General features: G+C 45.6%; 24 protein-coding genes. 8 read left to right on the top strand and 16 right to left on the bottom strand.

Annotated elements, in window-relative coordinates; all coding sequences use genetic code 11:
* Window positions 1-78: 78 nt before the first annotated feature.
* The 3 genes from spoT to gmk all read right to left on the bottom strand — a co-directional run bounded on the left by spoT (window position 79) and on the right by gmk (window position 3,245).
* On the bottom strand, window positions 79-2,187 hold the full coding sequence (gene spoT, locus ABTQ23_RS08455; RefSeq protein ID WP_408615252.1) for a bifunctional GTP diphosphokinase/guanosine-3',5'-bis pyrophosphate 3'-pyrophosphohydrolase: 2,109 nt from the start codon (window positions 2,185-2,187) through the stop codon (window positions 79-81).
* 109 nt (window positions 2,188-2,296) lie between these two features.
* A complete protein-coding gene (gene rpoZ / locus ABTQ23_RS08450; RefSeq protein WP_408615251.1) occupies window positions 2,297-2,572 on the bottom strand; it encodes a DNA-directed RNA polymerase subunit omega in 276 nt (91 codons plus the stop codon).
* Between the two features lie 34 nt (window positions 2,573-2,606).
* The gene (gene gmk / locus ABTQ23_RS08445) at window positions 2,607-3,245 is read right to left on the bottom strand and encodes a guanylate kinase (protein ID WP_408615280.1); all 639 of its coding nucleotides are present in this window, start codon (window positions 3,243-3,245) and stop codon (window positions 2,607-2,609) included.
* A gap of 218 nt (window positions 3,246-3,463) precedes the next feature.
* Between gmk and grxB the strand changes: the two genes are divergently transcribed.
* Window positions 3,464-4,111: a glutaredoxin 2 gene (gene grxB, locus ABTQ23_RS08440; RefSeq protein WP_408615250.1), complete on the top strand. Its 648-nt coding sequence runs from the start codon at window positions 3,464-3,466 to the stop codon at window positions 4,109-4,111.
* Window positions 4,112-4,240: 129 nt separating this feature from the next.
* Window positions 4,241-4,705 (top strand): Dps family protein, encoded by a 465-nt coding sequence (locus tag ABTQ23_RS08435; RefSeq protein ID WP_408615249.1) that lies wholly within the window; start codon window positions 4,241-4,243, stop codon window positions 4,703-4,705.
* Between the two features lie 141 nt (window positions 4,706-4,846).
* On the opposite strand, the gene ABTQ23_RS08430 is transcribed toward ABTQ23_RS08435, so the two are convergent.
* The 10 genes from ABTQ23_RS08430 to ABTQ23_RS08385 form a co-directional block, all read right to left on the bottom strand.
* Window positions 4,847-5,887, bottom strand: a complete 1,041-nt coding sequence (locus tag ABTQ23_RS08430; RefSeq protein ID WP_408615248.1) for a hemin-degrading factor — start codon at window positions 5,885-5,887, stop codon at window positions 4,847-4,849.
* A 16-nt stretch (window positions 5,888-5,903) separates the two neighbouring features.
* The gene (locus tag ABTQ23_RS08425) at window positions 5,904-8,024 is read right to left on the bottom strand and encodes a TonB-dependent hemoglobin/transferrin/lactoferrin family receptor (RefSeq protein ID WP_408615247.1); all 2,121 of its coding nucleotides are present in this window, start codon (window positions 8,022-8,024) and stop codon (window positions 5,904-5,906) included.
* Window positions 8,025-8,370: 346 nt separating this feature from the next.
* Complete coding sequence (choV, locus tag ABTQ23_RS08420) at window positions 8,371-9,588, bottom strand: choline ABC transporter ATP-binding protein (RefSeq protein WP_408615246.1); 1,218 nt, start codon at window positions 9,586-9,588, stop codon at window positions 8,371-8,373.
* Window positions 9,585-10,433, bottom strand: coding sequence for a choline ABC transporter permease subunit (gene choW, locus ABTQ23_RS08415; protein ID WP_408615245.1), 849 nt, complete (start codon window positions 10,431-10,433; stop codon window positions 9,585-9,587). Before choW ends, choV begins: the two co-directional genes overlap by 4 nt.
* A gap of 58 nt (window positions 10,434-10,491) precedes the next feature.
* Window positions 10,492-11,448 carry a choline ABC transporter substrate-binding protein gene (locus ABTQ23_RS08410; protein WP_408615244.1) on the bottom strand — a complete coding sequence of 319 codons (957 nt, stop codon included), beginning with the start codon at window positions 11,446-11,448 and terminating at the stop codon, window positions 10,492-10,494.
* An 87-nt stretch (window positions 11,449-11,535) separates the two neighbouring features.
* Window positions 11,536-13,233 (bottom strand): choline dehydrogenase, encoded by a 1,698-nt coding sequence (gene betA / locus ABTQ23_RS08405; protein ID WP_408615243.1) that lies wholly within the window; start codon window positions 13,231-13,233, stop codon window positions 11,536-11,538.
* 38 nt (window positions 13,234-13,271) lie between these two features.
* Window positions 13,272-14,732 carry a betaine-aldehyde dehydrogenase gene (gene betB / locus ABTQ23_RS08400; RefSeq protein WP_408615279.1) on the bottom strand — a complete coding sequence of 487 codons (1,461 nt, stop codon included), beginning with the start codon at window positions 14,730-14,732 and terminating at the stop codon, window positions 13,272-13,274.
* Between the two features lie 35 nt (window positions 14,733-14,767).
* The gene (gene betI / locus ABTQ23_RS08395; protein WP_408615242.1) at window positions 14,768-15,364 is read right to left on the bottom strand and encodes a transcriptional regulator BetI; all 597 of its coding nucleotides are present in this window, start codon (window positions 15,362-15,364) and stop codon (window positions 14,768-14,770) included.
* A gap of 355 nt (window positions 15,365-15,719) precedes the next feature.
* Window positions 15,720-17,390, bottom strand: a complete 1,671-nt coding sequence (gene betA / locus ABTQ23_RS08390) for a choline dehydrogenase (RefSeq protein ID WP_408615241.1) — start codon at window positions 17,388-17,390, stop codon at window positions 15,720-15,722.
* Window positions 17,391-17,433: 43 nt separating this feature from the next.
* Window positions 17,434-18,195, bottom strand: coding sequence for a FadR/GntR family transcriptional regulator (locus ABTQ23_RS08385; protein ID WP_408615240.1), 762 nt, complete (start codon window positions 18,193-18,195; stop codon window positions 17,434-17,436).
* Between the two features lie 302 nt (window positions 18,196-18,497).
* Between ABTQ23_RS08385 and ABTQ23_RS08380 the strand changes: the two genes are divergently transcribed.
* Both ABTQ23_RS08380 and ABTQ23_RS08375 read left to right on the top strand, forming a co-directional pair.
* Window positions 18,498-19,079 carry a LemA family protein gene (locus tag ABTQ23_RS08380; RefSeq protein WP_408615239.1) on the top strand — a complete coding sequence of 194 codons (582 nt, stop codon included), beginning with the start codon at window positions 18,498-18,500 and terminating at the stop codon, window positions 19,077-19,079.
* Window positions 19,080-19,093: 14 nt separating this feature from the next.
* Window positions 19,094-19,858: a GIDE domain-containing protein gene (locus ABTQ23_RS08375; protein WP_408615238.1), complete on the top strand. Its 765-nt coding sequence runs from the start codon at window positions 19,094-19,096 to the stop codon at window positions 19,856-19,858.
* Window position 19,859: 1 nt separating this feature from the next.
* Here the strand turns inward: ABTQ23_RS08375 and ABTQ23_RS08370 are convergent, their stop codons facing one another.
* From ABTQ23_RS08370 to pseF, 3 genes are read right to left on the bottom strand one after another with little or no spacing between them, the layout of a single operon-like run.
* Window positions 19,860-20,960, bottom strand: a complete 1,101-nt coding sequence (locus tag ABTQ23_RS08370) for a mechanosensitive ion channel family protein (RefSeq protein WP_408615237.1) — start codon at window positions 20,958-20,960, stop codon at window positions 19,860-19,862.
* A gap of 50 nt (window positions 20,961-21,010) precedes the next feature.
* The gene (gene pseG / locus ABTQ23_RS08365; protein ID WP_408615236.1) at window positions 21,011-22,030 is read right to left on the bottom strand and encodes a UDP-2,4-diacetamido-2,4,6-trideoxy-beta-L-altropyranose hydrolase; all 1,020 of its coding nucleotides are present in this window, start codon (window positions 22,028-22,030) and stop codon (window positions 21,011-21,013) included.
* Window positions 22,031-22,035: 5 nt separating this feature from the next.
* Window positions 22,036-22,731: a pseudaminic acid cytidylyltransferase gene (gene pseF, locus ABTQ23_RS08360; protein ID WP_408615235.1), complete on the bottom strand. Its 696-nt coding sequence runs from the start codon at window positions 22,729-22,731 to the stop codon at window positions 22,036-22,038.
* 114 nt (window positions 22,732-22,845) lie between these two features.
* On the opposite strand from pseF, the gene ABTQ23_RS08355 reads away from it, so the two are divergent.
* From ABTQ23_RS08355 to ABTQ23_RS08340, 4 genes are read left to right on the top strand one after another with little or no spacing between them, the layout of a single operon-like run.
* Complete coding sequence (locus tag ABTQ23_RS08355; RefSeq protein WP_408615234.1) at window positions 22,846-23,394, top strand: GNAT family N-acetyltransferase; 549 nt, start codon at window positions 22,846-22,848, stop codon at window positions 23,392-23,394.
* On the top strand, window positions 23,387-23,626 hold the full coding sequence (locus ABTQ23_RS08350) for an acyl carrier protein (RefSeq protein ID WP_408615233.1): 240 nt from the start codon (window positions 23,387-23,389) through the stop codon (window positions 23,624-23,626). The genes ABTQ23_RS08355 and ABTQ23_RS08350 overlap by 8 nt, the downstream gene beginning before the upstream one ends.
* The gene (locus tag ABTQ23_RS08345; protein ID WP_408615232.1) at window positions 23,626-24,375 is read left to right on the top strand and encodes an SDR family NAD(P)-dependent oxidoreductase; all 750 of its coding nucleotides are present in this window, start codon (window positions 23,626-23,628) and stop codon (window positions 24,373-24,375) included. The genes ABTQ23_RS08350 and ABTQ23_RS08345 overlap by 1 nt, the downstream gene beginning before the upstream one ends.
* A 5-nt stretch (window positions 24,376-24,380) precedes the next feature.
* The gene (locus ABTQ23_RS08340) at window positions 24,381-25,733 is read left to right on the top strand and encodes an AMP-binding protein (RefSeq protein ID WP_408615278.1); all 1,353 of its coding nucleotides are present in this window, start codon (window positions 24,381-24,383) and stop codon (window positions 25,731-25,733) included.
* The last annotated feature ends 13 nt before the right edge of the window (window positions 25,734-25,746 follow it).

The following is a 25,746-nucleotide window of genomic DNA, read 5'->3' as shown; positions in this document are numbered from 1 at the left end:
TAGAGGAGGTGGAAGCAACTGCCGTATTTTCTAAAAAATTAACGCCAATGGGCGTTTAACTAGGGCAACAGCCCATAGTTAATTGCGGTTGCGGATGACGCGCAGAACTTCAGGAATCGCTTTAATTTTGCGCATTATACCAGCTAAATGAACACGGCTTTTCGTGGTGATTAATAAATCAATGGTGTACACGCGGCCTTCTTTTTCTTCGGTCACAATATTGTGGATATTGGCTCCCGTTGAGGCCACGACATTGGTCAGGTTGGCTAAAATCCCCTGATGGTTGACCACATCGATACGCAGCTCAGTGCGATAATCACCCATTTTATCGGCATCATCACTCCAGCGAAGGGTAATGTAGCGATCCGGTTCTTTCTGATAACCGTAAATATTGCGGCATGACTCTAAATGTACCACGAGTCCCTTGCCGGGGCTGATATGGCCAACAATTGGATCACCTGGGATTGGCTGACAGCATTTGGCATAAGTGACCATTACCCCTTCGGCACCGCGAATAGCCATTGAGCCATGGCGATGCGAGTGGTTAGGTGATTCATCTTCACCGAGCAACCGTCGAGCAATGACTTGGCTCATCGCATTGCCTAAACCGATTTCGGTCAGCAGTTCATCAAGACTGTTGCATTTGGTATCAGCCAGAACCCGTTCAAAGTCACTGGCTTTAATATCGTCAATCGAATATTCACCGAGTGCATGGTTGAGTAGCCGTTTGCCAAGGGCAATAGAATCTTGGCGCTCTTGGGTTTTAAGAAACTGGCGAATTTTGCCACGGGCTTTGCCAGTGACCACAAAGTTGAGCCAGGCGGCATTTGGGCGAGCACCCGGTGCGGTGATAATCTCAACTGTTTGACCGTTACTGAGCGCCCGGCTTAGCGGATATGGTTGACGGTTGACGCGCGCACCCACACAGCTATTGCCAATATCGGTATGCACTGCGTAAGCAAAGTCCACTGGCGTTGCACCTGCTGCCATTTCGATAATTTTGCCCTCAGGAGTGAAGACATAAATCTCGTCTGGAAACAGGTCGGTTTTCACGTTTTCGATAAATTCAAAGGAGTTGCCAGCGCTTTGCTGTAGCTCCAATAAACTTTGTAGCCAGCGTTGGGCGCGAACTTGTGCGGCACTTCCGGCGGGCTCATGAGTTTTATAAGACCAATGCGCCGCGATCCCTTTATCGGCCATCTGATCCATATGTTCGGTACGGATCTGAATTTCAACCGGCACCCCATGAGGGCCTACTAACGTGGTGTGCAGCGATTGATAGCCGTTGGCTTTAGGAATGGCGACATAATCTTTAAACCGCCCTGGGCGCGGTTTGTATAAGCTGTGCATCTGCCCAAGTACGCGATAACAGGTATCTAAATTATCGACGATAATACGAAACCCATAAATATCCATGACTTCGTGAAATTGCAGTTCTTTATTGACCATCTTTGTGTAGATGCTAAACAGGTGTTTTTCACGGCCAATGACTTTACCGCGAATTCCTGCCTCTTCAATCCGTCCTGCGATTTCATCGAGGATATTTTTAATCAGCTCTTTGCGGTTGCCGCGGGCATTTTTCACCGCTTCTTTTAAGACCCGATGACGCATCGGATAGAGCGCTTCAAAACCTAGTTCTTCGAGCTCGTTTTTAATCGCGTGGATCCCTAAACGGTTCGCAATTGGACTGTAGATTTCTAGGGTTTCACGCGCAATGCGGCGGCGTTTATCAGGGCGCAGTGCACCCAGCGTGCGCATATTATGGGTGCGGTCAGTGAGCTTAATTAAGATGACGCGAATATCCTGCACCATCGCCATCATCATTTTGCGAAAGTTTTCAGCTTGCGCTTCTTTTTTATCGCGAAATTTTAGTTTGTCGAGTTTACTCACCCCTTCGACTAAGTCGGCAATGTCTTTGCCAAACTGTTCTGCGAGGGTTTCATAACTGACTTCGGTATCTTCAATGACATCGTGGAGCAATGCGGCGGCTAGTGTTTCGTGATCCATGCGCATTTCAGCGAGGATTCTTGCCACCGCCAACGGATGGGTGATGTAGGGTTCGCCGCTTGAGCGAAACTGCCCTTCGTGCGCATTTCGAGCAACAATATAAGCCTGCTTGAGCAGGTTCATCTGCTCATCGTCTAAGTATTGACTGGCTACTTCTTTGAGGCTTTCAAACAAATACAAGCTGTCACCCCTTGGCGCACTGCTCTAGGAACACATCATTGGTAGTTATTATGTAAGGTTTACAGCGCCGAGTAAACCCGGCGCAAAGCATCAATTAAGGCGGGGATGCTTAGTTGTGTTTATCAGCGATGGCTGCAACTGCTGCCAGTTCTGCTGCTTCACGTTCTTGACGTTCTAAGCGGTCCTGAGCATCCATGACATCACTATTAATTAACCCATCTTCAATTTCACGAAGGGCGATAACGGTTGGTTTATCGTTATCTTCAGGAACCAGAGGGTCTTTGCCTTCTAGTGCGATTTGACGTGCACGACGTGACGCCATAAGGACCAGATCAAAGCGGTTGCCGACTTTTTTTACCGCATCTTCAACTGTAACCCGTGCCATGTGTAACTCCGTTGTTCAAAAATAACGCAAAATGTTAATCGATCTTTGGTTTATTTACCAGAAGATCCGTAATAATTGTTTGGTATTTTAGTGCCTGTGCGCTTTGGCGTAAACGATGGCACTGTAAAATAGCCTGCAGTTGGGTAACTGCGCGATCAAAATCTTCGTTAATGATCAAATAGTCATATTCATCATAATGGCTCATTTCAGCCTTGGCTTGGAGCATTCTTGAACGAATCACTTCTTGGCTATCTTGGCCGCGCATTTTGAGCCGATTTTCTAATTCTGCACTGCTTGGCGGTAAAATAAATACCGAAACTGCTTCGTTCATCTGTTCGCGCACTTGTCTGGCACCTTGCCAATCGATATCTAAGAAAACATCGATGCCTTGCGATAGCGTTTGCTCGATGGCTAATTTTGACGTGCCATAATAGTTGCCAAATACTTCGGCATATTCAAAAAATGCGCTCTGAGCAATGAGCTCTTCAAATTCAGTTTTACTAACAAAATGATAATGCACACCGTTTTCTTCGCCTGGTCGAGGGGCGCGGGTGGTGTGTGAAATAGAAACCTGTATCGGCAAATTAGGATTTCGATTAATCAGTGCGTTGATCATCGATGATTTGCCTGCTCCACTTGGGGCGGAGACAATGTAAAGCGTGCCTTTTGCGATCATATCTGTCACTAATTATCGGCTGTTAATAAAGGCGCCTAAGGTTAACCAGTTTAGCCAATAAATGGAAGTATGAGAATAGATTGTTGTGTTATTTTCTTGATCAATCTAGCACAAGCTTATTGTCGGATATCCTTGGGGAGTTGATTCAAATGTCAAATCAGCCCAGAATGACTTAAGCCCATACGCTATTTATATCCTTAAATTAGGGGGTCAGGATGAAGTTACACGTATATGATCATTGCCCGTTTTGTGTCAAAGCGCGCATGATCTTCGGTTTAAAAGGGATTCCAGTCACACTCAACATTTTACTGAATGATGATGTTGACACACCAACTGCCATGATTGGCAAAAAAATGGTACCGATTTTGGAAAAAGAAGACGGTAGCTTTATGCCTGAAAGCATGGATATTGTGCATTGGATCGATAGGCTAGATGGGCAACCGTTGGTTTCTCAGCGCCATAATAACGATCTCTCGCAGTGGTTGAGCGATAACAATCTGTTGGTCAATCAGCTGGTCATGCCTCGTACACCGCGTTTACCATTCGCTGAGTTTGCAACACAAGCAGCTCAGGCTTATTACACTAATGCTAAACAGAATATTATTGGTGATTTTGAGGAGCATCTTGCCCAGACTGATACCTATCTGGAACGGATGAATAAAGCGCTGACCCAGCTCGAACCATGGATTGTTTGTGAACGGGGCGTTAATGGTGAGCTCTCAGAAGATGATTTTCACCTGTTTCCGACACTGCGTTCGCTCTCAGGTGTCAAAGGTATTGTTTATCCAGAGAAAGTTGAAGCTTATCGGCAGAAAATGGCCGCGCTTTGTGACGTTCCTCTTATGGATGAACAAGCTATCTAATTAGGTAAAATCGAATACATAGGTTTTACCAATCACTTTTATAATATTAATCGTTTGGATTTATTGGTTGCTGTCGTTTAACTTGTAACTCGTTATCAATATTTACTTGGATTCAAAAGGAGATAGCTTATGAATCGCATTGGTTTAGATGAACAAGCAGCATCACAACTTATTAAAGGCTTAGATACGCTTCTGGCAAATTACCAGATCCTCTATCAGAATGTGCGAGGCTATCACTGGAATATTCGTGGCGATAAGTTCTTTGAGTTGCATGCTAAATTCGAAACAACGTATACCGATTTACTGACAAAAGTAGATGAAATAGCAGAACGAGTTCTGACTCTGGGCGGAACGCCGTCGCATAGCTACAGTGCGTATATTAAAGCCAGCAGTATTAAAGAACACACTGGCGTTCACGATGGCATTACCTGCGTTAGCGGATTGTTGGCTGGTTATCAGGCACTGTTGCAATTGCAGCGTGAGTTGCTCTCTAAGGCGGCTGAAGCTGGGGATGAAGGAACCGTTAGCTTGTTAAGTGATTACATCGCAGGTCAAGAAAAAGAAGTCTGGATGTTATCTTCTTATATCGCTTAAATTAAGCGCTAGATGAATTTGAAAAGCCGGGGAGCTGAATTGCTCCCCGGCTTTTTTATGCAGTAAAGAACCCAATATATTTTCACCAAGAGACATATTTCAGCCACTTTGAGCACAAAATGGCGCAATATATTGTTGCTATTAGTTGGTGTCGGCTGGGTGGGTAAGGCAAAGTTGTTCACACAATTGTTGCCAGGCTTTTAGTTGTGGTTGGCCTGGTTTGCGTTTACCAAAAAAAGTTACAATTGATTCACCGTCAGCGTTAAATGCTTCAATCGCGTGAATATTGCCGTCTACCGTCGGACGTTTAAGCATCCACAATTGGTCTATTTCAGCTAAGTTCAGATGTAGGTTAAAGCCAGGATCTAAGACATTGAGCCAATTAGCTGTTGGTTTTATGTGAGCGATGGGGCCAGTGTAAATTTGCACACAGCCCCGATTACCGACAAAAATCATAATCGGACATCGGTTTTGGCTTACTTGAGTTAAAAGCATTGCTAATGCATCAATGTGAAGTTTGGTTGCCCATTGCTTGTCAATTTGTGCTAACGCTTGAGTGCGACTGAGCTGGTGGCGTTGTAGTAGTAGGTGATAATCGTGTACTTCTTGTAAGTTGGCCCAGTCTTGGCAAAATGTTTCGCGATTAAATGCCTCATTTATTGGGCGGACAGCATTGCTCGTTACGGGGTGTATCGCTAAATCTTGTAACTCGTTGGTTTTGTAGCGGCTAATCAAATTGTCCCACGCTTGGGAATTGGTTTTATCAGTTTGATAAATCTTATGCACGGCTTGGCCTGTTGCATCAAAGATCTGGATGCTTTGTCGACCTTCATCATCGACCCAATAGGCACTTCGCCAGTGGTTAAAAAAGATCCTCAGATCAATTTCAGGTCCTAAGATGACGCCTATCTCTCCGTCTTGATGCAAATCGTGGTACCTGCCATGGCGTTCATGTACCGCTTGTTCATTGCGAGTTAGTGCCATTACTTCGCCCAGCTGATTAATTTCATTGATAAGAGCTTGAAAATTACTGGTTAACTGCCAGCTATCATGTCCATGGCGACAGTGAATTAATTGCGCTTCGCTGACATTCAATGATTGTGCCAAGCGCCGAGCTCTTAGTTTCGGTTGCTGCGTTTGGAGCGTGCACATGCGCTGATAAAGGTTGCTTGAATTTAACATCAGTTTTCTCCTTGGCTTAAAATGCGTAAGTCAAATCAACAGCGAAATTGCGCCCCGGCTGGCTTAATCGGCCTAGGTTGCCTGTGGTGTTTTCATTAGCATCGTGAATATTGCTCCAGACCCAATATTTTTGGTTAGTGAGGTTATATAGGCCAACGTTGATGGTTAGGTTTTCTAACGGTTTGATATAGCCGGTGAGATCCAAAACGGTTGAACGTTTGGTGGCAAGCCACGAACTGGAATCAGTAAGGTCATCACTGCTTTTAGCATCTGTCCAAGTAACGTGTAAGCTACTTCCCCAAAAGTCGTGTTGGCTGTGGTAGCTCAGCGAAGAGTTAATTTGTAGCGGAGCTACGCTGTCTAATGGTTCATCATCTTTAACGTTGTGACCTTTGGCGTAGGCTAGTGCTCCTTGCACAGTAAAGCGCTCAAGTTGATGAGTCAGAGCACTAAGTGCCAATGTGCCTTTTGCTTCAATACCATGGATGACTACTTTATCGAGGTTTAAGCTGGTGAATTGGCCCAGAGTATAGGTACTACTGGTGCCGATGCTTTGCTGCGTTTGAATAAAGTTACGATAGCGATTGTAGTAGGTGGTGATTTCGGCACTGGCAACATCATTTTTAAAGCGCAGTCCTCCTTCTAAGAAAATACTACGTTCTGGTTTTAGATTCGGATTCGGTGTAATTGCATAGCTGCCAAAGGCTAGCGAATGGATGTAGGTGTAGTACATTTCATCCATTTTCGGTGCGCGAAAGCCTGTACCATATTTTCCAAAAACACTTAAAGACTGCGTGAGAGCAAATTCACTGCCTAATTGTGCTGTCAGAGCATGGTTTTTATTCGTATCCCACTGACCTAAATTGGCGTCATATTTCGGCTTGTATTGGTAATGGTCGTAACGCACCGCGGGCATGATTAACCAGCGATCTGTCAATTGCCAGCGATCGCCTGCATATAAGCCAATAACCTGACCAGTTGCCTTGGGGCTCATTCGTTCTGCTGAGGTTGCTGAGCTATCGTCATTGAGATCATCAAATCGTTGATACTGGTAGTTAATTCCGTAACTAAGATAATGATCACCAAGGTGTTTGCTGAGTTTTGCTTGCAGTTGATAATTACGCTGATCGTAGAAGCGCTTGACATAACGTGCCGAGTCACTGCTGACTTTATGGGTACCGTTGGTGGTTTTGGTATCCTGATAATCTAACTGCCAGTGCAGGCGATCATAGGCCCAGGTTGGAGTGCTAAGATTTTGGTGAATACCTAAGTGAGTCCGATAGATATGGTCATTAGCGCTATCAAGCTCTGAGGTTGAACTTTGCGATAATAGCTCACTGGTACTGCGATTATTGTAGTGCTCGAAAGTAACGCCCAATTGGTTGTGAGCATTGAACTGGTAGTTTAGCTTTGCTAATACATTATCTGAGCTAATGCTTGCTGGATCCGCTTTCCCACGAGATGTTTCTAAGCCATCGCCACTGGCATTACTTTTAGTTTCATGGCCATCACGACGGGTATAAAGAAGTAGTCCTTCCCATGAATTGTGGCGTGCGGCATATGTAAGGGTTTCGTGATATTGATTTGAAGCGCTCTGAAAACCAGTTTTAATAGAGCGATATTGGCTATTACCTGCTTTGAGTAAGTCTTTTGGAGATTTTGTGCGAAGTGCTACCGCTCCAGCTAGAGCGCCACTACCTGCGAGGACATCGCCGCCTTTAGTAATATCAATGGCGGCGAGAGAATCGATATCAACGGCATCGCGTCCGCTTTGAATATAGCTGCCACTAGGGTTATAGGCATCGGCAAGCGTCACACCATCGATACTTTGATAAACACGGTCATCCCCTAGACCTCGAATATAAATGCCGCTGACCCCAAATCGACTGGTACTGGCAACATCAATCCCTGGCTCATAACGCAATGCCTGTGCAAGATCGCTAGCACCTTGTTTTTCAAGTTGTTTACTGGTGATTTTAGTGGTTGAACTATCAGCGTCTTTAGGTGGGGTTTTGCCTTTTACAACCATTGCATTGAGCACTGATTGAGATGAGTCCGAGTTATTATCGGCCAGAGCTGTTCGAACGGATAATGCGATACATAATGGGGTCAGCCATACCACAGATATGGATTTCATAGAGGAATCGTCCTAATTGATAAAGATATTGTTATGGTGTTGTTAAATATGTGGTAATGTTATTGCAATTGATAATTATTATCAATTGCAAATGATATCTTTTATCATTTAATGTTCTTCAGCAAAATGGTGTATAGAAAAATAATCGTTTGCCACACTGGTACATGTGTTTGACAAATTTAAAGAGAAGGTCCGAGTTGAGTGATTACTTAGGTTGCTTTGTTCTCAAAATACCAATGAGTTGTCTTAAGGAGGAGTAACGCTTATAAAAAAATCCGATACCAATTGCTGATATCGGATTTTATGCGCTTTAGAGAGTTATCTCTAGCAGCTGCTTTTGCATCAATTAAGAGGCGGCAACTGAGTTTTCAGCGCAGTGGCCAAAATGTTTACCCAGCAGAGCATGGTAAAAGTCCTGATCGCGCAAAATACCAAGAATTCGACCATTATCACTAAGTACAACGGGTTGGCGACTGCGATAACGAAGCTCCAGCGCATCTCGCATGGAGATAGCCAAATCGGTGACAACGATGGAGTCGGCTTCAATGGCGGCAAAATCATCTCGAGAGCTTTGCCAGTGCGTCACTTTTAGCGATTTATCTTGGCGCGTCACTTGTTCAATTGAGCCATCAAATGCCAGTTTCAAACAGGTATCTTCATACTCTTTGAGGACAATTTTCTGATCTTTGGTTTTGAGCTCATCAAGTCGGGTCATCAATGACTGACCACGCAGCACATTGAGTGGATTGGTATGGGCGACAAAGTCCTCAACGTATTGATCTTCAGGTTTTAAGACAATCGCTTCAGGTTCGCCGTACTGGATAATTTTACCCGACTCCATAATGGCGATTTTGCTCCCCAACTTAAGCGCTTCATCAAGGTCATGACTGACAAAAATGATGGTTTTATTGAGCTGGTGTTGCAGTTCCATCAGTTCATCTTGCAACTGAGTTCGAATGAGCGGATCGAGTGCTGAGAAAGGTTCATCCATTAGCAAAATATCACTATCCATCGCAAAAGCGCGAGCCAGACCAACACGCTGCTGCATCCCGCCGGAGAGCTCATGCGGATATTGGTGCGCCCATTCATCAAGCCCTACCATTTTTAGCTGCTCATGTGCTTTTTGTTCACGCTCATGTTTGCTCATGCCTTGGATTTCTAAGCCAAATGCGACGTTTTCAAGCACGCTAAGCCATGGCATCAGGGCAAATTTTTGAAAGACCATGGAAACTTTGTTGGTGCGAATATGGCGCAGCGTTGCGCTGTTGCAACTGCCAAGGTCAATCATATTGCCATCGTATTCGATTTCAACTGAGCCGCGAGTGATTGGATTGAGCCCATTGACTGCGCGTAGCAAACTTGATTTACCAGAGCCAGAAAGGCCCATTAATACGCAAATTTCACCTTTATTGACCCTAAGAGATGCGTTGCTAACTGCAACCACATCGCCAGTTTTATCGATAATTTCCTGACGAGATAGGCCATTATCAAGTAAGTTCGCTGCTTTGTTGATATGGCTACCAAAGATGACATCAAGATTTTTAATTTCTACGGCAATGTTCATGAATCCTCCTGCTCACCTGATGGATTTTTACACAGACGATCAAGAATCATCGCGACAATGACAATACATAAACCGGCTTCAAATCCTTGCGAGATATTGACGGTGTTAAGTGCTTGAACCACTGGTTTACCCAGACCGCCAGCCCCAACTAATGCTGACATCACCACCATCGACAGTGACAACATAATGCACTGAGTGACCCCGGCCATAATGTTTGGCATCGCCGCAGGAAGCTCGACTTTAAATAATAATTTCATCGGTGTTGCACCAAAGGCTTTACCCGCTTCGATAAGCTCCTCGGGTACTTTGCGAATTCCTAAATAGGTAAGTCGAATAGGCGATGCGATTGAGAAAATAATGGTTGAGATAAGCCCTGGAACAACGCCCAAGCCAAACAGAACCAGTGTTGGGATTAGATACACAAATGTTGGTACAGTTTGCATCAGATCCAAAATTGGCCGTAAAACGGTGAACACCCGCGGTTTATGCGCGGCAAAAATACCGATTGGCACAGCCATTAAGACGCTAAGCAAGGTGGCGATAAATACCAAAACGAAGGTTTCAATCATCGCTTGCCAGTAGCCAAGATTTAAGATTAATGCCAGTGCCAGCAGAATGAACAGCACCAATGACCAGCGCCGATGAATCAGATAAGCGATGGCTGCGGTTAGTAGGATCAATGCAATTGGTGGCACCCATTCAAACAGGTCAACCAATGACATAATCGCCCATCCCAGACCATTTGAAATTGCATCGAAAAAGGTAGCGGCATGGATACTGAGCCAGTCAAATAGCACTTCCATCCAGTGGCCAAACGGAATTTTGTGTTCGGTAATAAAATTCATGAGATTCCTCAATTGAATTTAAGCTCTAAAGAGCGGCAATGCCGCCCTTTAAGGGCTTTTATTGCAGACCTAATGAGGCTTTAACAGCAGGTAGGCCAGGTTTGCCATCAATTGTTTTGACACCTTTTAACCAACCATTAAGAACGTCTGGATGCGCTTTAAGCCAAGCTTGCGCCGCCTGAGTTGGTTTCTGACCTTTGTTCATAATGGAGTCCATGATCTGGTTTTCCATCGACAGTGAGAACTGCAGATTTGTTAGCAGTTTTCCGACATTTGGACAGCGTTTCACGTAGCCGTGGCTGACGTTGGTATAAACTTTAGCGCCGCCGAAGTTCGGGCCAAAGAAATCATCCCCACCAGAGAGGTACTGAATTTTGAAGTTGGTATTCATTGGGTGTGGTTCCCAACCCAAAAATACAATCCACTGTTTACGGCGAATCGCTCGTTTAAGCTGCGAGAGCATGCCTGCTTCACTTGATTCAATCAGGTCAAATTTTTTCAGACCAAAGGCATTTTTCTTAATCATTGATTGAATCAGACGGTTTCCGTCGTTACCTGGTTCAATACCATAAATTCGGCGGTGAAATTTGCTCGCGTATTTTTTCAGATCACTAAAGCTGTGAACGCCTGCGTCGTAAACATATTGAGGTACTGCCAGGGTGTATTTGGCGCCAGTGAGGTTCGCACGAACCGTATCGACGGTGCCATTTTTTTTGTATTTTGCGATGTCGCCAGCCATTGACGGCATCCAGTTCCCTAAAAATACATCAATATCTTTGTTGGCAAGTGAGCGGTAAGTCACTGGAACAGAGAGCATTTGGGTTGTGGTTTTATAACCTAACCCCTTTAAGACCACGCCGGTGCTGGCCGTTGTGGCACTGATGTCAGTCCAGCCGACGTTGGAGAAACGCACGGTCTGACAGCTTGATTGAGCATGCGCGGCAGAAGCTAGGCTGAAGGCTGCCAGAAGGGCGCCGCAAAGTTTAAGATGTCTCTTTTTTGAGATTGTCTCCATGACAAAAATCCTCTTTCATTTAAGTGATATCACTCAACCCAACGTGGGCTGAGCTGTCTGGGTGAACAGAATTTGACGAAACTATCGTCAGGGGTGAGCAAACTGAACGTCTTGGTGAAGACGCTGGCGAGTTTGCCAGCCGGGATCGATCCAGACAGGAACGTCGGCTGGTGGAAGAAGTGGGTTGCCGAGAATCATATCGGCAGCTCGTTCTGCAACCATAATGGTCGGACCGTTGAGGTTGCCATTGGTAATGGTTGGAAAAACGGATGAATCAACAACGCGTAAACGCTCGATACCGCGAACCTGACATTGGGCGTTCAGGACCGCAAGTGGGTCATCATCAGCGCCCATTTTACAGGTGCAAGATGGATGATAAGCACTCTCGACGCTTTGGCGAACCCAAGCATCGATCTGTTCATCACTGGTGATATCAACTCCGGGCGCTATCTCTTCGCCACGATAAGGTGATAAAGCTTCTTGCGCCAAAATTTCACGGGTCAGGCGGATGACCTTGCGCCAATCTTCGATATCGCGCTGAGTAGATAAATAATTAAATTTAATGGTTGGTGCGGCCGTTGGGTCGCTACTTTGAATACGCACGTAACCTCGGCTGGTGGGCTTGTTCGGCCCTACATGTACCTGATATCCATGACCTTTTACAGCAGCTTTGCCATCATAACGCATGGCCGCAGGTAAAAAGTGGTATTGGATATCGGGCCATTTTACACCTGCTGACGAACGAATAAAGGCGCAAGACTCAAAATGGTTGGTCGCTCCTAAGCCATCGCGGCGTAATAACCAGCGCGTGCCGATCATCGCCATGCTTAACAAGTCCAATTTACTGTTAAGGGTAATGGGTTGTAAGCAGCGATGTTGAAAATAAACTTCGAGGTGATCTTGTAAATTTTCACCGACTCCTGGCAAGTCGACAACTGGCTCAATGCCCGCTTGTTTTAATAGCGAAGAAGGACCAATGCCAGAAAGTTGTAATAACTGCGGTGAGCCAATGGAACCGGCGCTTAAAATGACTTCGCGCTTGGCCAAGGCTTTAAATGTCTGGTTATCGCGGCTAAATTCAATGCCGGTGGCTTGTGTTCCTGAAAGGAGCACTTTGTGCACTAAAACCTGTTTTTTAATCGTCAGATTGGCTCGTTTTCGCGCTCGTTTAAGGTAGGCGCGAGCTGTCGATGCGCGCACGCCCGCATCGACGGTCATCTGCATCGGACCAAAGCCTTCTTGCTGGTAACCATTGTAGTCTTCGGTTTGTGGATAGCCCGCTTGTTTGCCCGCTTCAATAAAAGCTTGATAAAGCGGGTTATAGCGCATCTCATTGCCAGCACAGGTGCCGACCGGGCCATTCTCACCGCGATAATCATCACCGCCATCGACCCAGTTTTCACTGCGTTTAAAATAAGGCAGGCATGACTGATAATCCCAGCCTGAAGCGCCGTGTTCAACCCACTGGTTGAAGTCTTCGGCGTGGCCTCGTACGTAGACCATGCCATTAATTGATGAACTGCCGCCAACTACTTTACCGCGCGGGCAGTGCAAGCGCCGGTTATCTAAGCCCTGTTCTGGCTGTGATTCAAATTGCCAAGCGTATTTATCGGTGTTCATTGGATAGGAAAGGGCAGTCGGCATTTTGATAAAAATACTGTGATCATTGCCGCCTGCTTCTAGTAATAGAACCTGGTACTGACCTGATTCACTGAGCCGGTCAGCAAGTACACAACCTGCTGAACCTGCTCCAACAATGATGTAATCGAACTGAGTGGTGTCCATAAAATCCTCTATTCTGGTTACATACAAAGAGCTGCTAATTAGGCGTATGGGCTCTCAAAGGTCCCAAGCTCTACGTAAACACTCTTGGTTTGAGTGTAATGTTTAAGTGTTTCAATGCCGTTTTCACGGCCAACCCCGGAGTGTTTATAACCACCCACTGGCATCGCTGCGGGAGAATCGCCCCACGTGTTAATCCAGCAAATACCTGCTTCAAGGTTATGGATAACGCGGTGGGCGCGACTTAAATCTTTACTGAATAGCCCTGCTGCCAGGCCGTACTGAGTGGCATTCGCACGCTCAATGACTTCTTGCTCATCATCAAATGGCAAGATGGACATGACGGGGCCAAAAATTTCATCTTTAACGTTGGGCATCTCATCGCTGCAGTCAGCAAAAATAGTTGGTGCGACAAAAAAGCCATTGGCTAAATCACCATCCACGACACGGTTGCCGCCAGCGATTAGTTTGGCGCCCGATTGTTTAGCCAGCTCGATATACTCCAATACTTTATGAAGATGTTTTTCACTGATGAGTGCACCCACTTGGGTGTTTGGATTCATCGGATCGCCAATGGTTAATTTGGCGGTGCGCTCACGTAATTGTTCGATAAATTGGTCGTAGATACCGCGCTGCACAAACACGCGTGTGCCGTTGGTGCATACTTCACCTTGGGTATAGAAATTAGCGACCATCGCGCCGGAAACTGCGGTATAAAGGTCGGCATCATCAAATACAATCAACGGTGATTTACCACCTAACTCCATGGTGACTTCTTTGAGTGATTTGGCCGCATCGGCCATGACTTTTTTGCCTGTTCCTACTTCACCGGTAAAAGAAACTTTTTCAATATCTGGGTGAGCGGTAAGCATCTGGCCAACTCGATAATCGCCTTGGACAACGTTAAACACGCCATCTGGCACGCCAGCCTGCGTATATATTTCTGCCAGCTTAAGTGCGCTTAGCGGGGTTTCTTCAGAAGGTTTAAAGACCATCGCATTGCCAGCGGCGAGCGCTGGGGCTGATTTCCACATGGCGATTTGGATTGGATAGTTCCAAGCGCCGATACCTGCGCACACGCCTAGCGGCTCGCGGCGAGTGTAAAAGAAGCTTGAGTTAGAAAGCGGCTGTTGCTCCCCTTGCATGGCCGGAACTAATCCTGCGTAATACTCAATCACATCAGCGCCAGTTGCAATATCGACGCAATCGGCTTCTTGCAGGGGTTTACCGGTGTCTAATACCTCAAGTTTAGCCAGCTCATCGTTGCGCTCACGCAGCAGCTCAACTGCTTTTAATAAGATTCTGGAGCGCTCTAAAGGCGTCATTTTTGACCAAATGGCGAAACCTTGTTGGGCGCTTTTTACCGCAGCGTCGACATCCGCCTGACTGGCTTGATCTACCTCGGCAAGCAGTTCGCTCGTCGCTGGGTTGATGGTGTTAAATGTCTCATTTGAGGTAGCGCTTTGATAGCGGCCATCAATGTAAAGCTGTTGGCGACTCATCTTCGGTTGCTGTGACATGATCATTCCTTTAAAAATTAACTAACTTCGGCAAGTTCGATTTCACGGGCTAAATAATCGCGAATCAGCTCAATTGCTTTTTGACTTTGAATTCCCTCTGGAGCAAGAGCACCACGTAGCCACAAACCATCGATGAGTGCAGCAACGCCTTGAGCGACGAACTCTGCGCGCTGGGCGCTTAAGACCTTTTTAAGTTCACCGCGCAGATGTGAATGCAAGCGGCGTTCATTCACCCTTTGTAATCGATACAAGTCGTGGTCATGCATTGACTGAGTCCAGAATGCCAGCCAAGTTTTCACCACTTTGCTCTCAGTCTGATGCGGGTCAAAGTTGCCTTCAACAATGGCTCTAATTCGCTCGAGCACCTGATCCGATGGGATCTGGCGAAGTCTTGCCACAATGCCTGCGCCTAAACGTTTTAAGACTGAGCGCATCGTGGCTTCAAGCAATCCGTGTTTACCACCGAAATAGTGATTGATAATCCCCGCTGAAACACCTGCTTTGCGGCTGATTAGCGAGACACTTGCCCCCGCTAATCCAACGTCATCGATGACCTCCATCGTGGCGTTAATCAGTTGCGGGCGGCGGATTTCAGGCATTCCAACTTTGGGCATGTTTTTCTTTAATTAATCGTTCAATTAAAAATAGGTTGTCAGAATTTTGATTAGATGTCAAAAGATTGAACTTTTTATTAATTTATAATAGGTTTTGTTTGTAAAATTTATGATTAGTTTTGTTTTAATGTAAAAATAATATTAAATTTAAAAATTTATAAATAAATTCATATAGATATTATTATTTAAAATTTTAGAAATAGGCTTATCTCTGAATCGAAATATAAATTGTTTTAATCATTTTTAGTGATTTTTGAGATTAAAATGGGGGTGAATAGATCAAAATAGATAGTGGACTAATTTTTATAGCGACCAATCGAGCCATAGATTGGCCGGATTGATCGCTTATAAGAGGTTAACCTGCAACCGCGTGTTTGGATTCGTGATGTTGATAAAAAGGCTGAGTTGAAGGCTCAAGCGCTGCGTTTTCTAAAATTAAATCAGCTGCTTTTTCTGCAATCATCATGGTTGGGGCGTAGATATTGCCATTGGTGATACTGGGAAAGACCGAAGCATCGACAATGCGCAAATTCTGACAGCCGTGCACTCGCAATTGACTATCTACGACGGCTTGTTCATCGTAACCCATTTTGCAGGTACAGCTTGGATGGTAGGCGCTTTCGCCTTCGCGAGCGACAAAATCAAGGATTTGCTCATCGCTTTGACAGTCCTGCCCTGGGGCCAGCTCTTTATCTCGGTAAGGGTCAAACGCGTTTTGCTGCATAATCGTGCGGGTGGCGCGAATCGCTTCAACCCAATTCTGACGTTCCTGTTTTGTTGATAGATAATTAAAGCAGATTGCTGGATGAGCAAATGGGTCTGCACTTTTGAGTTTGACACTTCCCCGCACATCGGTATTCATTGGGCCAACGTGACATTGATAGCCATGCCCTTGTTGAGGTGAAGAACCATCATAACGAATCGCAATGGGTAGAAAATGATATTGCAGGTTTGGATAGGCAACCTCGTCATTACTGCGAATAAAGCCGCCCGCTTCAAAGTGGTTCGTCGCAGCCGCGCCTGTCCCTTTGGTTAACCATTGCCAACCAATTGCAGGTTGGTTGTACCATTTCAGCGCCGGATAAAGGCTGACCGGTTGTTTGCAGCTGTATTGGACGTATAACTCTAGGTGATCTTGCAAGTTCTCGCCGACACCGGGCAAATCGACAATAGGTTCGATGCCTTGGGCGCGCAGTTCACTGGCATTGCCAATTCCCGACAGTTGCAATAATTGCGGTGAGTTAATGGCGCCGCCACTTAAGATAATTTCAGCGGCATAGACTTTATGGCGCTGGCCTGCTTTTTGATACTCCACACCAACGGCTTTTGTCCCTTCAAATAAGATTCGACAGACATGCGCTCGGCAGGTCGTATGCAGATTTTTGCGATCTTTAATGGGATGGATAAACGCTCTGGCCGCGCTATAGCGCCGGCCATTGAGCGTGGTTCGCTCGAACTTGCCAAAGCCTTCTTGACGATAGCCATTCACATTGCTCGTTAGTGGATAACCAGCTTGTTGAACCGCTTCAAAAAAAGCATCAAACAACGGGCTTTCACTACACTCGGGTTCTGTAAGCACTAGTTTGCCATTGGCGCCTTTATAGCCGTCATTAGCGCCACTTAAGCTGTTTTCTAAGCGCTGAAAATAGGGCAGACAATGCGCATAATCCCAGTTTTCTAAGCCTTCGTTTGCTGCCCACTTTTGATAATCCATGGCATTACCGCGAATATAAATCATGCCGTTAATACAGCTTGATCCCCCTAAGACTTTCCCCCGAGGCTGATAAATCCGGCGGTTATGCATGTAAGGCTCTGGTTCTGACTCATACCACCAGTTATACATTTTGCTCTGCAGTGGATAGGTTAAAGCAGCAGGCATATGGATTCGAAAGTCCAGCTTATAATCTGGATGTCCGGCCTCTAACACCAAGACTTGATGTTTAGGATTGGTGCTTAGGCGATTGGCCAGCACGCAGCCAGCTGAACCGGCTCCGATGATAATAAAGTCATAGTTTTCGCGGGTCATAAAAACTCCTTGATAGCAAATGTCGATAGAACTCCTCAAACGATCATTTTGGGTTGATAAAACTGTGGTGAGTGCTTAGCTCTTGATGGTTTTGCACACATTCGCGTAGCAATAGATAGTGTTTACTGATGTACGCATGAGTCTGTTGCAGGTCGCCATTGGCAAGAGCTTGAGCGGTGTGTGCCCAATTCTGGGCGGTTAACAGACGAAATTGAGTATCTTCATAGAGCTTATAGTCTTGAGAGCTAAATCCCATCTGCATTGCTTGAGTCATCCAGATAAATACCGGGTTGTGGCTCAGTTTGGCAAAGGCGATATTAAGGTTTCGGTCTAATTCACCAAGTTGCTGCTGAGAAGTGGCTTCATCTTCGGCAAGTTGCGCTAATTTTGTTGCCATCGGCACCAGCGTTTGGCGCTGTTCTTGGCTTGCTTGGGTGAGCGCTTGGGCTGCCATTGCATGATCCATACTTTCTCGATAGCGAATGATATGGATAGGTTCAATGTGGTTCTGGCGCAGAAACAGGGTGAGTGACTCGCTGACCTGCGCCACTTCTATCTGTTTAATGTAGGTGCCGCCGTGAGCGCCTTTTCGCACTTCAATCATGCCTTTTTGCCGAAGAGTCTGCAGCGCTTCGCGCACGACTCCGCGGCCCGTTTGAAATAGTTGTTGCAGTTCCCGTTCACTGGGTAATGATTCGCCAGCTTTTAAATCGCCACAAAGCACAGCTGCTTCAATTTGCAGGGCAATTTCTTCACTCGCACGGCCTGGTTGTACGGGTTTAAATAACGATGACTGATTCGACATGATGATAGTAAGTCATTTAATGGTATTACCATTGTGGTTGACTAGTTATGCAAATTTCAACATTTGACCGCTAAAAATTGCAATTTTGGCTAAATTTAAGGCAGTTCTTTGGGTTGGATCAAACTTAATGGTCGTACCATTAGGCGATTTTCATGAGAAAGTAATCACTGTTTAGAGGGCATTTCACTCTGTGTGAGGTTGTCTATCATTGACCTACTTGCATATTAATGATGTTTATATCAAAATTCATTCTCCTACTGTTTAATGAGTCAATTAAACCAAACCATTCAAGTGAGATTTTTATGAATGCCTCGATGACGGGCCTAATTACGCTTGCAGTACTAATTATTATTTTTATCTGCTATGGAATATCCATTTATAACCATTTGGTCAATCTGAAAAACAATGTTGCTCGTGCTTGGGCAAATATCGATGTATTACTTAAACAGCGCCATGATGAGATTCCTAAACTAGTTGAAACCTGTAAGCAATATATGAGCTACGAGCAGAGTACTTTTGACCGGATTATGCAGGCTCGTTCAGGGGTTTATCAAGCCAGCCATGATGGAAATGTGAAAGCCGTTGGAGCGGCTGAAAGTGAACTAAGAAGTGGGCTAGGACAGCTGTTCGCTTTAGCAGAGGCTTATCCAGAGTTACATGCAAATGACAGCTTTGCCAATTTGCAACAACGTATCAGTACTCTAGAGTCATCGATAAGTGATCGCCGGGAATTTTATAACGACTCAGTGAATTTGCTCAATACCCGTATTGAACAGTTTCCGCATGTTTTAATCGCTCGGCGCTTCGGCTTTAAAAGTGCTGAAATGCTCTCTTTTTCTAAGGAGCAAACCAGCGACGTTGATCTAAAAAGCTTATTTAATTAAGGAGTCAATTGAACATGGACTCAATGACTTCTGGCCAATGGACTGCAATTTTAGTCATGGGAGGCATTTTCCTCATTTGCTTTGCAGCCTTTATTGGGATTATTCGTCGTAATTATCATCGTTACCGGATGGTGGCAGATACCGCAACTTCAAAAATTCGCTCAGCGCCACAAGGCTATGTTGAACTTATCGGCAAAGCCATCGCGTGTTCGGGAGAAACATATCAGCGCGCCCCATTTTCTGATCTGGCATGCCTTTGGTTTTTAGTCGAGAAAGAACGCAAAGTAGTGACCAAAGATAAAGATGGTAAAGAAACCGTAGAGTGGAGAACAGAGTTCAGTCGCAGCTCTGACACTCCTTTTCTATTAGAGGATGATACGGGTTGCTGCAAGGTAGAGCCATACGGAGCGGATGTAACCCCTGCAATTTTTCGGCGCGTGAGTAGCACTTATGATTCCATTTCTAGTAGTGAGATACTTGCGGGTCGTTCAGTTGGTTATGACCATCGTTATCGCTATAGCGAGTCACTTATCGTCGCCGACGACCCACTTTATGCATTGGGTGAATTTAAAACGTTCGCCGATAAACGCTCAGGTGAGCAATACCACAGTATGGTGAAACCAGAGTATCGTGAACAGCCGTTTGTAATATCCTCTAAAGGGGAAACTAAGCTTTTGAAAAGCTACCTTAAACGGATTTGGTTAAATTGTTTCGGTTTGCTCTTGTTTGCCGCACTGTTTGCAATGGTTATCTTTATCGCCACCCATCCTGGACCGTGATTTATGACGGATGATTAGCAATGTTCTGCTTAATGGTTGCTTGGTCCTCATCGGTTAAGGTGGCGCGGAATTTAGGCAAACTCTGTGGGTAATTTTGCTGGATGTATTCAATCATTTTTTCGCGAACGTAACAGCGTAGATCCCAAGCTGTTGGGGAATTTTTCGCGGTCATCAATAATCGAATAGTCATGATTTTATCGGTGCTGTCGGTGACCTGTAGAACTTGCGTTTGTCTATCCCAGAGCTCGGTTTCATCGAGAACTTTTTCAAAATATTCTCGAAGTGGCGCCAGTGGCATGGAATAATCAAGATATAAAAATACCGAGCCTAAAATCTGTGCGCTGTTGCGCGTCCAGTTCTGAAAGGCATTTTCGGTAAAATAGGTAATGGGCAGCACGAGCCTGCGCAAATCCCAAATGCGCACGACGACATAAGTTAAGTTAATCTCTTCAATCCAGCCCCATTCGTTTTCAACGACCACCGCATCGTCAATCTTAATCGGTTGGGTAAAAGCAATTTGAATCCCGGCAAATAGGTTAGCTAGCGATTTTTGCAGTGCAAAGCCGATGATGATCCCGGCAACACCCGCACCGGTTAGGATGGTCGTACCAAAGCGGCGAACACTTGCAAAATTGAGCAAAATAAATGAGATACCCAAAATGACAATGACGACTATTGCAACCTTTTTGATATAGATAATCTGGGTGCGAATTTTGCGGGCGCGCAGGTTGTCAGCATGGGAGATGTCATAACGCAGGAATAAAATATCTTGAGCAACATTGGTTAAGCGAATCGCAATGGAGCACAGCGATAAAATGATCAGAATATTAATGCCAGTGTATAGGGAGCTGATAATATCTGGGTCAATCGCAACGTAGCTGATGCCTATTTTTATTAAGAGCAGAGGAATAAACAGGAACATCGAACCACGCAGGTGGTTTTCTAGGGATTTAAATAATGGTTTGTCGCGCTTTTGCCAATAGCGAATTAGCTGAAAAATTAAGAACCTAGCAACAAATCCAATCACCAGCGATAAGGCAACAACTAAAAGAGCGGGAACCCAGGGCGTTGCATTGAGTATTTCATTCCACTGCCAAGGCATTCTCTGCTCCTTTAATCAGATACACATTATTAATTGTGGCAGAAATTTAGCTAAAACAAAGTACTGATTAATTGCTTAGCAACTCGGCTGGCTCCATAACCATCGATGAGTTTTTGTGAGTTGAGCCGATAAATGTCAGCTTTTTGCGCAAGTTCATCCAAGGCTTTGCTGAGTAATAAAGCATCATCTAGATGGGCAAAATCGAGTAACCGAGCTAGCTGAAAATGGTCAATGACCTGTGCGTTGAAGCTCTGATTATCAACAATCGGCACCGCCAGTGTCGGCAGCCCAACACAGCATCTTTCCCACGTCATGCCGCCTGCCGCCCCAATGGCAAAATCTGCCCAGTCCAACTGCTGCGTGATATTGGGTTCATGACGAATAAGCTCGATTGGCAGCGAACTATTTTGGCATAACTGCTCTAATTGCAGCCAGTCAGGATTCGCGGCCCCAGCCACAACGCGCCACTGAATTTGGTGGGCATTTTTAACCTTGCCTAAACTTTTTAAGAGTTTGAAGGTCGCATGCACCGGGTCGGCTCCCCCAAAACAGATAAACCCACGTCGCAAAATTGTGGGATCTTGGTTTTTTTTGACCAAACGGAACTCTGGGCGGATGAGCGCATATTGCCCGCCTAAGAGTAGCTGGCAATCGCTATTGAGCCATGGTTTATAATCATTTGGCTGGCGCAGCGGGCCTTGATCGAGTAGCCAATTCGCATGATGGGGCCTGTCTGCTAGATCATCGAGCACTAACAGTGGAAAGCGGCCATCTAGCTTGCGCTCCCAGCTGGCATCCAGTCCATAGTGATCGACAATGACCAAATCGGGTTGGGCATGCTCAATGGGGGCAATATCAGCATTTAATTGATTTGTGTGAAGGGTGCTAAAACCGCGCGCTAAAACTAGATTCTTTAAGGTTTCAGGCAATGTTTGCGTATAAAAGCAACAATCTACTTGAAGCGCTAATTTTTTCCCCTCACTAACAAAGGCATCAGCCAATGTCAGCGCTCGCATCAGATGGCCAGTGCCTATTGCGGTGGTTGCATCCAGACGAAACAGTATTTTCATAGTGGCTATTTATCGCAATGCAAGGCGCGAAAGAGCAATTCAGCCATTTTCCAGTCTTCGGGGGTGTCAATATCGACGACTTTATAGCGAGGCAGTACAAATGCTTGGCCGCGACCTTCAAAAACGCTCTCCCCTGATAGCCAAGCTTCGCGAGTTCCCCAGTAAAATTGTCCGGCATCTTGATAGGCGCGCTCAAGATCTTGGCTGCGTTTGCCGATATGTTCTGGATAGAAAGGTGTGATAAATCCTTGTTTATCGCGTTTTAAGGCTCTTTGAATCGGAAATGGGTACTCTGCGGCAGAGAAGACATAATCGGCGCCACTTTGTTTAAGTAGTGCCAGCGATCGCGAAAGGGCATCGCTATCTAGTAGCGGTGATGTCGCATAAATGCAGCAATACACTTTGTCGCTAATTTGGCTCTCTTTTTCAAGGCGTTGAATGGTATCAAGCACCACTGGGGTCGTTCCGACATAATCATCGCTAAGGGCGGCGTCGCGTAAAAATGGGACACTGGCACCGTATTGGCTGGCTAGTTCAGCTATTTCTGGATCGTCAGTCGAGACCACGATATGCTCAAAACATTGGCTTTGCTTTGCCGCCTCAATGGCATAGCTTACCATCGGTTTGCCACAAAATGGTTTTAAGTTTTTACGCGGGATCCGTTTACTGCCACCGCGCGCCGGAATGATTGCGATCGCCATGCCAATTCCTTGTTAACAGGGGAAGAGGCTCAAGGGTAAGATATTCTTAAGCTCAGTACCAGCACTGAACCAAAGAACCGTGAGAGAGTTGCAATTTAGGAAATTATTTACGACATGTTAACACCGCTTATCACGCGTTATGGCGTGAGTTTAAAACCTATTATTCCTGCTGATTTGCCCTCACTGCGGCGCTGGCGCAATAGTGATGAAGTTCGCTTGAATATGCTCAGCCAGTCCTTGATTAGCGCTTCGCAGCAGCGCCTTTGGTATGAACGAATCAGCTCCGATGATTCACAATGTCACTGGTGTGTCTATGTCGGTGATACTCGCGCGGGCTATGCTAATTTAAAAGGGTTTGCAAAAGAGCCGTTAATGGGCCAGGCAACCGCTGACGGTGGTTTGTATCTGGGCCAAAGCCGTGTTCGTCATGGTTTATTAGCCACTGCAGTTGCTTTGTGTCAGCTTGATGCCGCTTTTGAGCAATTTAAGATAGGCCAGATACAGACTCAGGTAAAAAGTGATAATAATAGTGCGCTAAGACTGAACCAAATGTTAGGCTATCAAACGCAAGCCAATGATAATTATTGGATTACTTTAACGTTAACCGCGCCATCTTATGTTCGAGCGCGGCAAAATTTACTGAGATTTTTTCGTCATGTCTGAATTAACACCTCTGAATGAAGTTTTTGCCAAAGCCTTGGCTGTCGATGTCAGCCTGATCAGCGATTCCTTGCAATATCAAGGCATTGTCCAGTGGGATTCGGTGGCGCATATGCAACTTATCGCCGCTCTTGAAGACAGTTACGATGTGATGCTTGATACCGATGACATTATCGATATGAGCTCCGTTGCCAAGGCGCGTGAGATCCTTGCTAAATACGGAGTTAATGTGTAATGAGCGCGCTTTTGCTGGGTAAACAGGCTCTTATTACAGGTGCCAGCAGTGGCATCGGTAGGGCCATCGCGGAGCTATTTGCCGAGCATCAGGCCACGTTATATCTCAATGGGCGAGACATACAAGCTTTGGGCGCTTTAGCTGAACAGTTGCGTCAACGTTATGGCGTAAATGTTTCTGTACATGCCTTTGATGTGAGTGATGCGCAGGCTGTAAAAGAGGGGTTTCGCAGTGTCTTTGCCCAGAGTAAAACTCTTGATATATTAATTAATAATGCGGGTGTGCGCATTGATTCGTTACTGGCAATGGCTGCCAATAATACTCTTTTAGAGAGTTTTGCGACCAATAGTTTTGGGCCTTTCTATTGTTGTCAGTATGCAGCTCGGATGATGCGCCGAGCAGGTGGTGGCAGTATTGTTAACATGTCTTCGGTGATGGCGTTAAATGGTTATCCCGGACAAAGCGTGTATGCAGCCAGTAAAGCGGCCTTGATTGGAATGACTAAGTCATTGGCCAAAGAATTAGCTAGCGATCATATTCGCGTTAATGCCATTGCCCCAGGATTTATCGACACATCGCTGGTGGCTGATTTGACTGATTCACAACGCCTTGAACATATTGAACAAATTTCTCTTAAACGAGCAGGCAGTGCGCAAGAAGTGGCACAATGTGCATTATTTTTAGCCAGCACTATGGCCAGTTACATCACCGGTGAAGTCATAAAAGTTGATGGAGGAATGCAACTTTGAACTTAGTGGAAAAGATAACGTGTCACCAAGGTGAAGCCCTTTGGCACGATGGAACCTCCTTAAGTTATAAGCAGTTACTCAAACAAGCACAGTTATTGGTTCGCCAATGGGGAAAAGAGCGTCAGCTGATTGTGCTGCGGGCCTACCATCGCCCGGAAACAGTTATTATTTATCTGGCCGCGCTGATAGGCCGACATCCAGTTATTCTTTTTAATCCAAAATTAAATCGGCGCACTGAACAGACTATTTTAAAGCGCTATCAGCCCAATTGGTGTTATTTAAATGGCCGTTTGCAAGGACAGCGACAATCTCAACAGAGCCACCAATTTGACGATGATTTAGCAGTGATGTTGACTACCTCAGGCTCAACCGGTAGTGCCAAATTGGTTCAGCTTAGCCTTGAAAATATCTCATCGAATGCCGCCTCTATTGCGCAATATTTACAGATGAAGCCTTCATCGCGTGTGCTAAGCTCGCTGCCGCTGGCTTATTCGTATGGATTATCTCTATTAAATAGCCACTTATGGATTGGTGGCACGACGGTTTTAACCGAGCCCGACCCATTAAGTCGAGAATTCTGGCAATTGATGCGCGAGCAGCGTATCACTCAGCTTGCTGGTGTCCCTTATAGTTATCAAATCTATGAGCAGCTTCGGATGCGCCGCAGCGAGTGGCCTGATTTAGAAGTTTTGACGCAAGCAGGTGGCCACATGGATGCAAATTTGGCAGAGCGATTTGCCAACTGGGCCAGTTTGCAGGGGAAAGAGTTTTTTATTATGTATGGGCAAACTGAGGCAACTGCGCGAATTGCCTATTTGCCAGCGACCCAAGTCTTAGCGCGTTCAGAAAGCATTGGTGTGGCAATTCCAGGCGGTACGATTGAGGTTGTTGATGAGCAAAACCGGCCACTCGTTGATGGCACAATCGGTGAGCTTATCTATCGCGGACCCAATGTGATGCTTGGCTATGCCGCAGAGCTTAAGGATTTAGCGCAGCCCGAGCGGCCAGAGTTTTTAAAAACTGGTGATTTGGGATATCGCGATTCTCAGGGATTTTTTTATATTACCGGGCGGCTCAAACGCATTGTTAAACTAGCTGGCGTGCGAACTGCGCTTGATTCACTTGAGAGTGCACTGGCAGCGCAAGGTATTCCTGCCACCTGCTGTGGTGGGGATAATGCGCTGCGTATCTCAGTACTCACCCCTGTGCAAAGAATCAAAGTTGAGTCGTATCTTCGCGAAGAGCTACAACTGCATCCGTCTTTGTTTAAAGTCGCAGTGATTGCCGATTTACCTCATAACATTAATGGGAAACTAGACTATATCGGACTGGTTTCAATGATTGAAAAAGCCATATAAGAGCACAGATATG

Origin of the sequence: Celerinatantimonas sediminis, assembly GCF_046054195.1 — a bacterium.
Classification (GTDB): Bacteria; Pseudomonadota; Gammaproteobacteria; order Enterobacterales; family Celerinatantimonadaceae; genus Celerinatantimonas.
Note: the sequence above shows the minus strand (reverse complement) of the source record. Positions and strands in the feature narration are given on the sequence as shown.

What these genes read in the sequence shown, in the direction of transcription:
- ABTQ23_RS08370 (WP_408615237.1), bottom strand. Translation starts at nt 20,960, where the DNA reads ATGCCTTGGCAGTGGAATGAAATACTCAATGCAACGCCCTGGGTTCCC.
- choV (WP_408615246.1), bottom strand. Translation starts at nt 9,588, where the DNA reads ATGAACATTGCCGTAGAAATTAAAAATCTTGATGTCATCTTTGGTAGC.
- ABTQ23_RS08380 (WP_408615239.1), top strand. Translation starts at nt 18,498, where the DNA reads ATGAATGCCTCGATGACGGGCCTAATTACGCTTGCAGTACTAATTATT.
- betB (WP_408615279.1), bottom strand. Translation starts at nt 14,732, where the DNA reads ATGAGTCGCCAACAGCTTTACATTGATGGCCGCTATCAAAGCGCTACC.
- ABTQ23_RS08410 (WP_408615244.1), bottom strand. Translation starts at nt 11,448, where the DNA reads ATGGAGACAATCTCAAAAAAGAGACATCTTAAACTTTGCGGCGCCCTT.
- ABTQ23_RS08385 (WP_408615240.1), bottom strand. Translation starts at nt 18,195, where the DNA reads ATGTCGAATCAGTCATCGTTATTTAAACCCGTACAACCAGGCCGTGCG.
- choW (WP_408615245.1), bottom strand. Translation starts at nt 10,433, where the DNA reads ATGAATTTTATTACCGAACACAAAATTCCGTTTGGCCACTGGATGGAA.
- pseG (WP_408615236.1), bottom strand. Translation starts at nt 22,030, where the DNA reads ATGAAAATACTGTTTCGTCTGGATGCAACCACCGCAATAGGCACTGGC.
- ABTQ23_RS08345 (WP_408615232.1), top strand. Translation starts at nt 23,626, where the DNA reads ATGAGCGCGCTTTTGCTGGGTAAACAGGCTCTTATTACAGGTGCCAGC.
- betI (WP_408615242.1), bottom strand. Translation starts at nt 15,364, where the DNA reads ATGCCCAAAGTTGGAATGCCTGAAATCCGCCGCCCGCAACTGATTAAC.
- ABTQ23_RS08350 (WP_408615233.1), top strand. Translation starts at nt 23,387, where the DNA reads ATGTCTGAATTAACACCTCTGAATGAAGTTTTTGCCAAAGCCTTGGCT.
- betA (WP_408615241.1), bottom strand. Translation starts at nt 17,390, where the DNA reads ATGACCCGCGAAAACTATGACTTTATTATCATCGGAGCCGGTTCAGCT.
- pseF (WP_408615235.1), bottom strand. Translation starts at nt 22,731, where the DNA reads ATGGCGATCGCAATCATTCCGGCGCGCGGTGGCAGTAAACGGATCCCG.
- ABTQ23_RS08425 (WP_408615247.1), bottom strand. Translation starts at nt 8,024, where the DNA reads ATGAAATCCATATCTGTGGTATGGCTGACCCCATTATGTATCGCATTA.
- ABTQ23_RS08430 (WP_408615248.1), bottom strand. Translation starts at nt 5,887, where the DNA reads ATGTTAAATTCAAGCAACCTTTATCAGCGCATGTGCACGCTCCAAACG.
- rpoZ (WP_408615251.1), bottom strand. Translation starts at nt 2,572, where the DNA reads ATGGCACGGGTTACAGTTGAAGATGCGGTAAAAAAAGTCGGCAACCGC.
- ABTQ23_RS08375 (WP_408615238.1), top strand. Translation starts at nt 19,094, where the DNA reads ATGGACTCAATGACTTCTGGCCAATGGACTGCAATTTTAGTCATGGGA.
- ABTQ23_RS08355 (WP_408615234.1), top strand. Translation starts at nt 22,846, where the DNA reads ATGTTAACACCGCTTATCACGCGTTATGGCGTGAGTTTAAAACCTATT.
- grxB (WP_408615250.1), top strand. Translation starts at nt 3,464, where the DNA reads ATGAAGTTACACGTATATGATCATTGCCCGTTTTGTGTCAAAGCGCGC.
- ABTQ23_RS08435 (WP_408615249.1), top strand. Translation starts at nt 4,241, where the DNA reads ATGAATCGCATTGGTTTAGATGAACAAGCAGCATCACAACTTATTAAA.
- betA (WP_408615243.1), bottom strand. Translation starts at nt 13,233, where the DNA reads ATGGACACCACTCAGTTCGATTACATCATTGTTGGAGCAGGTTCAGCA.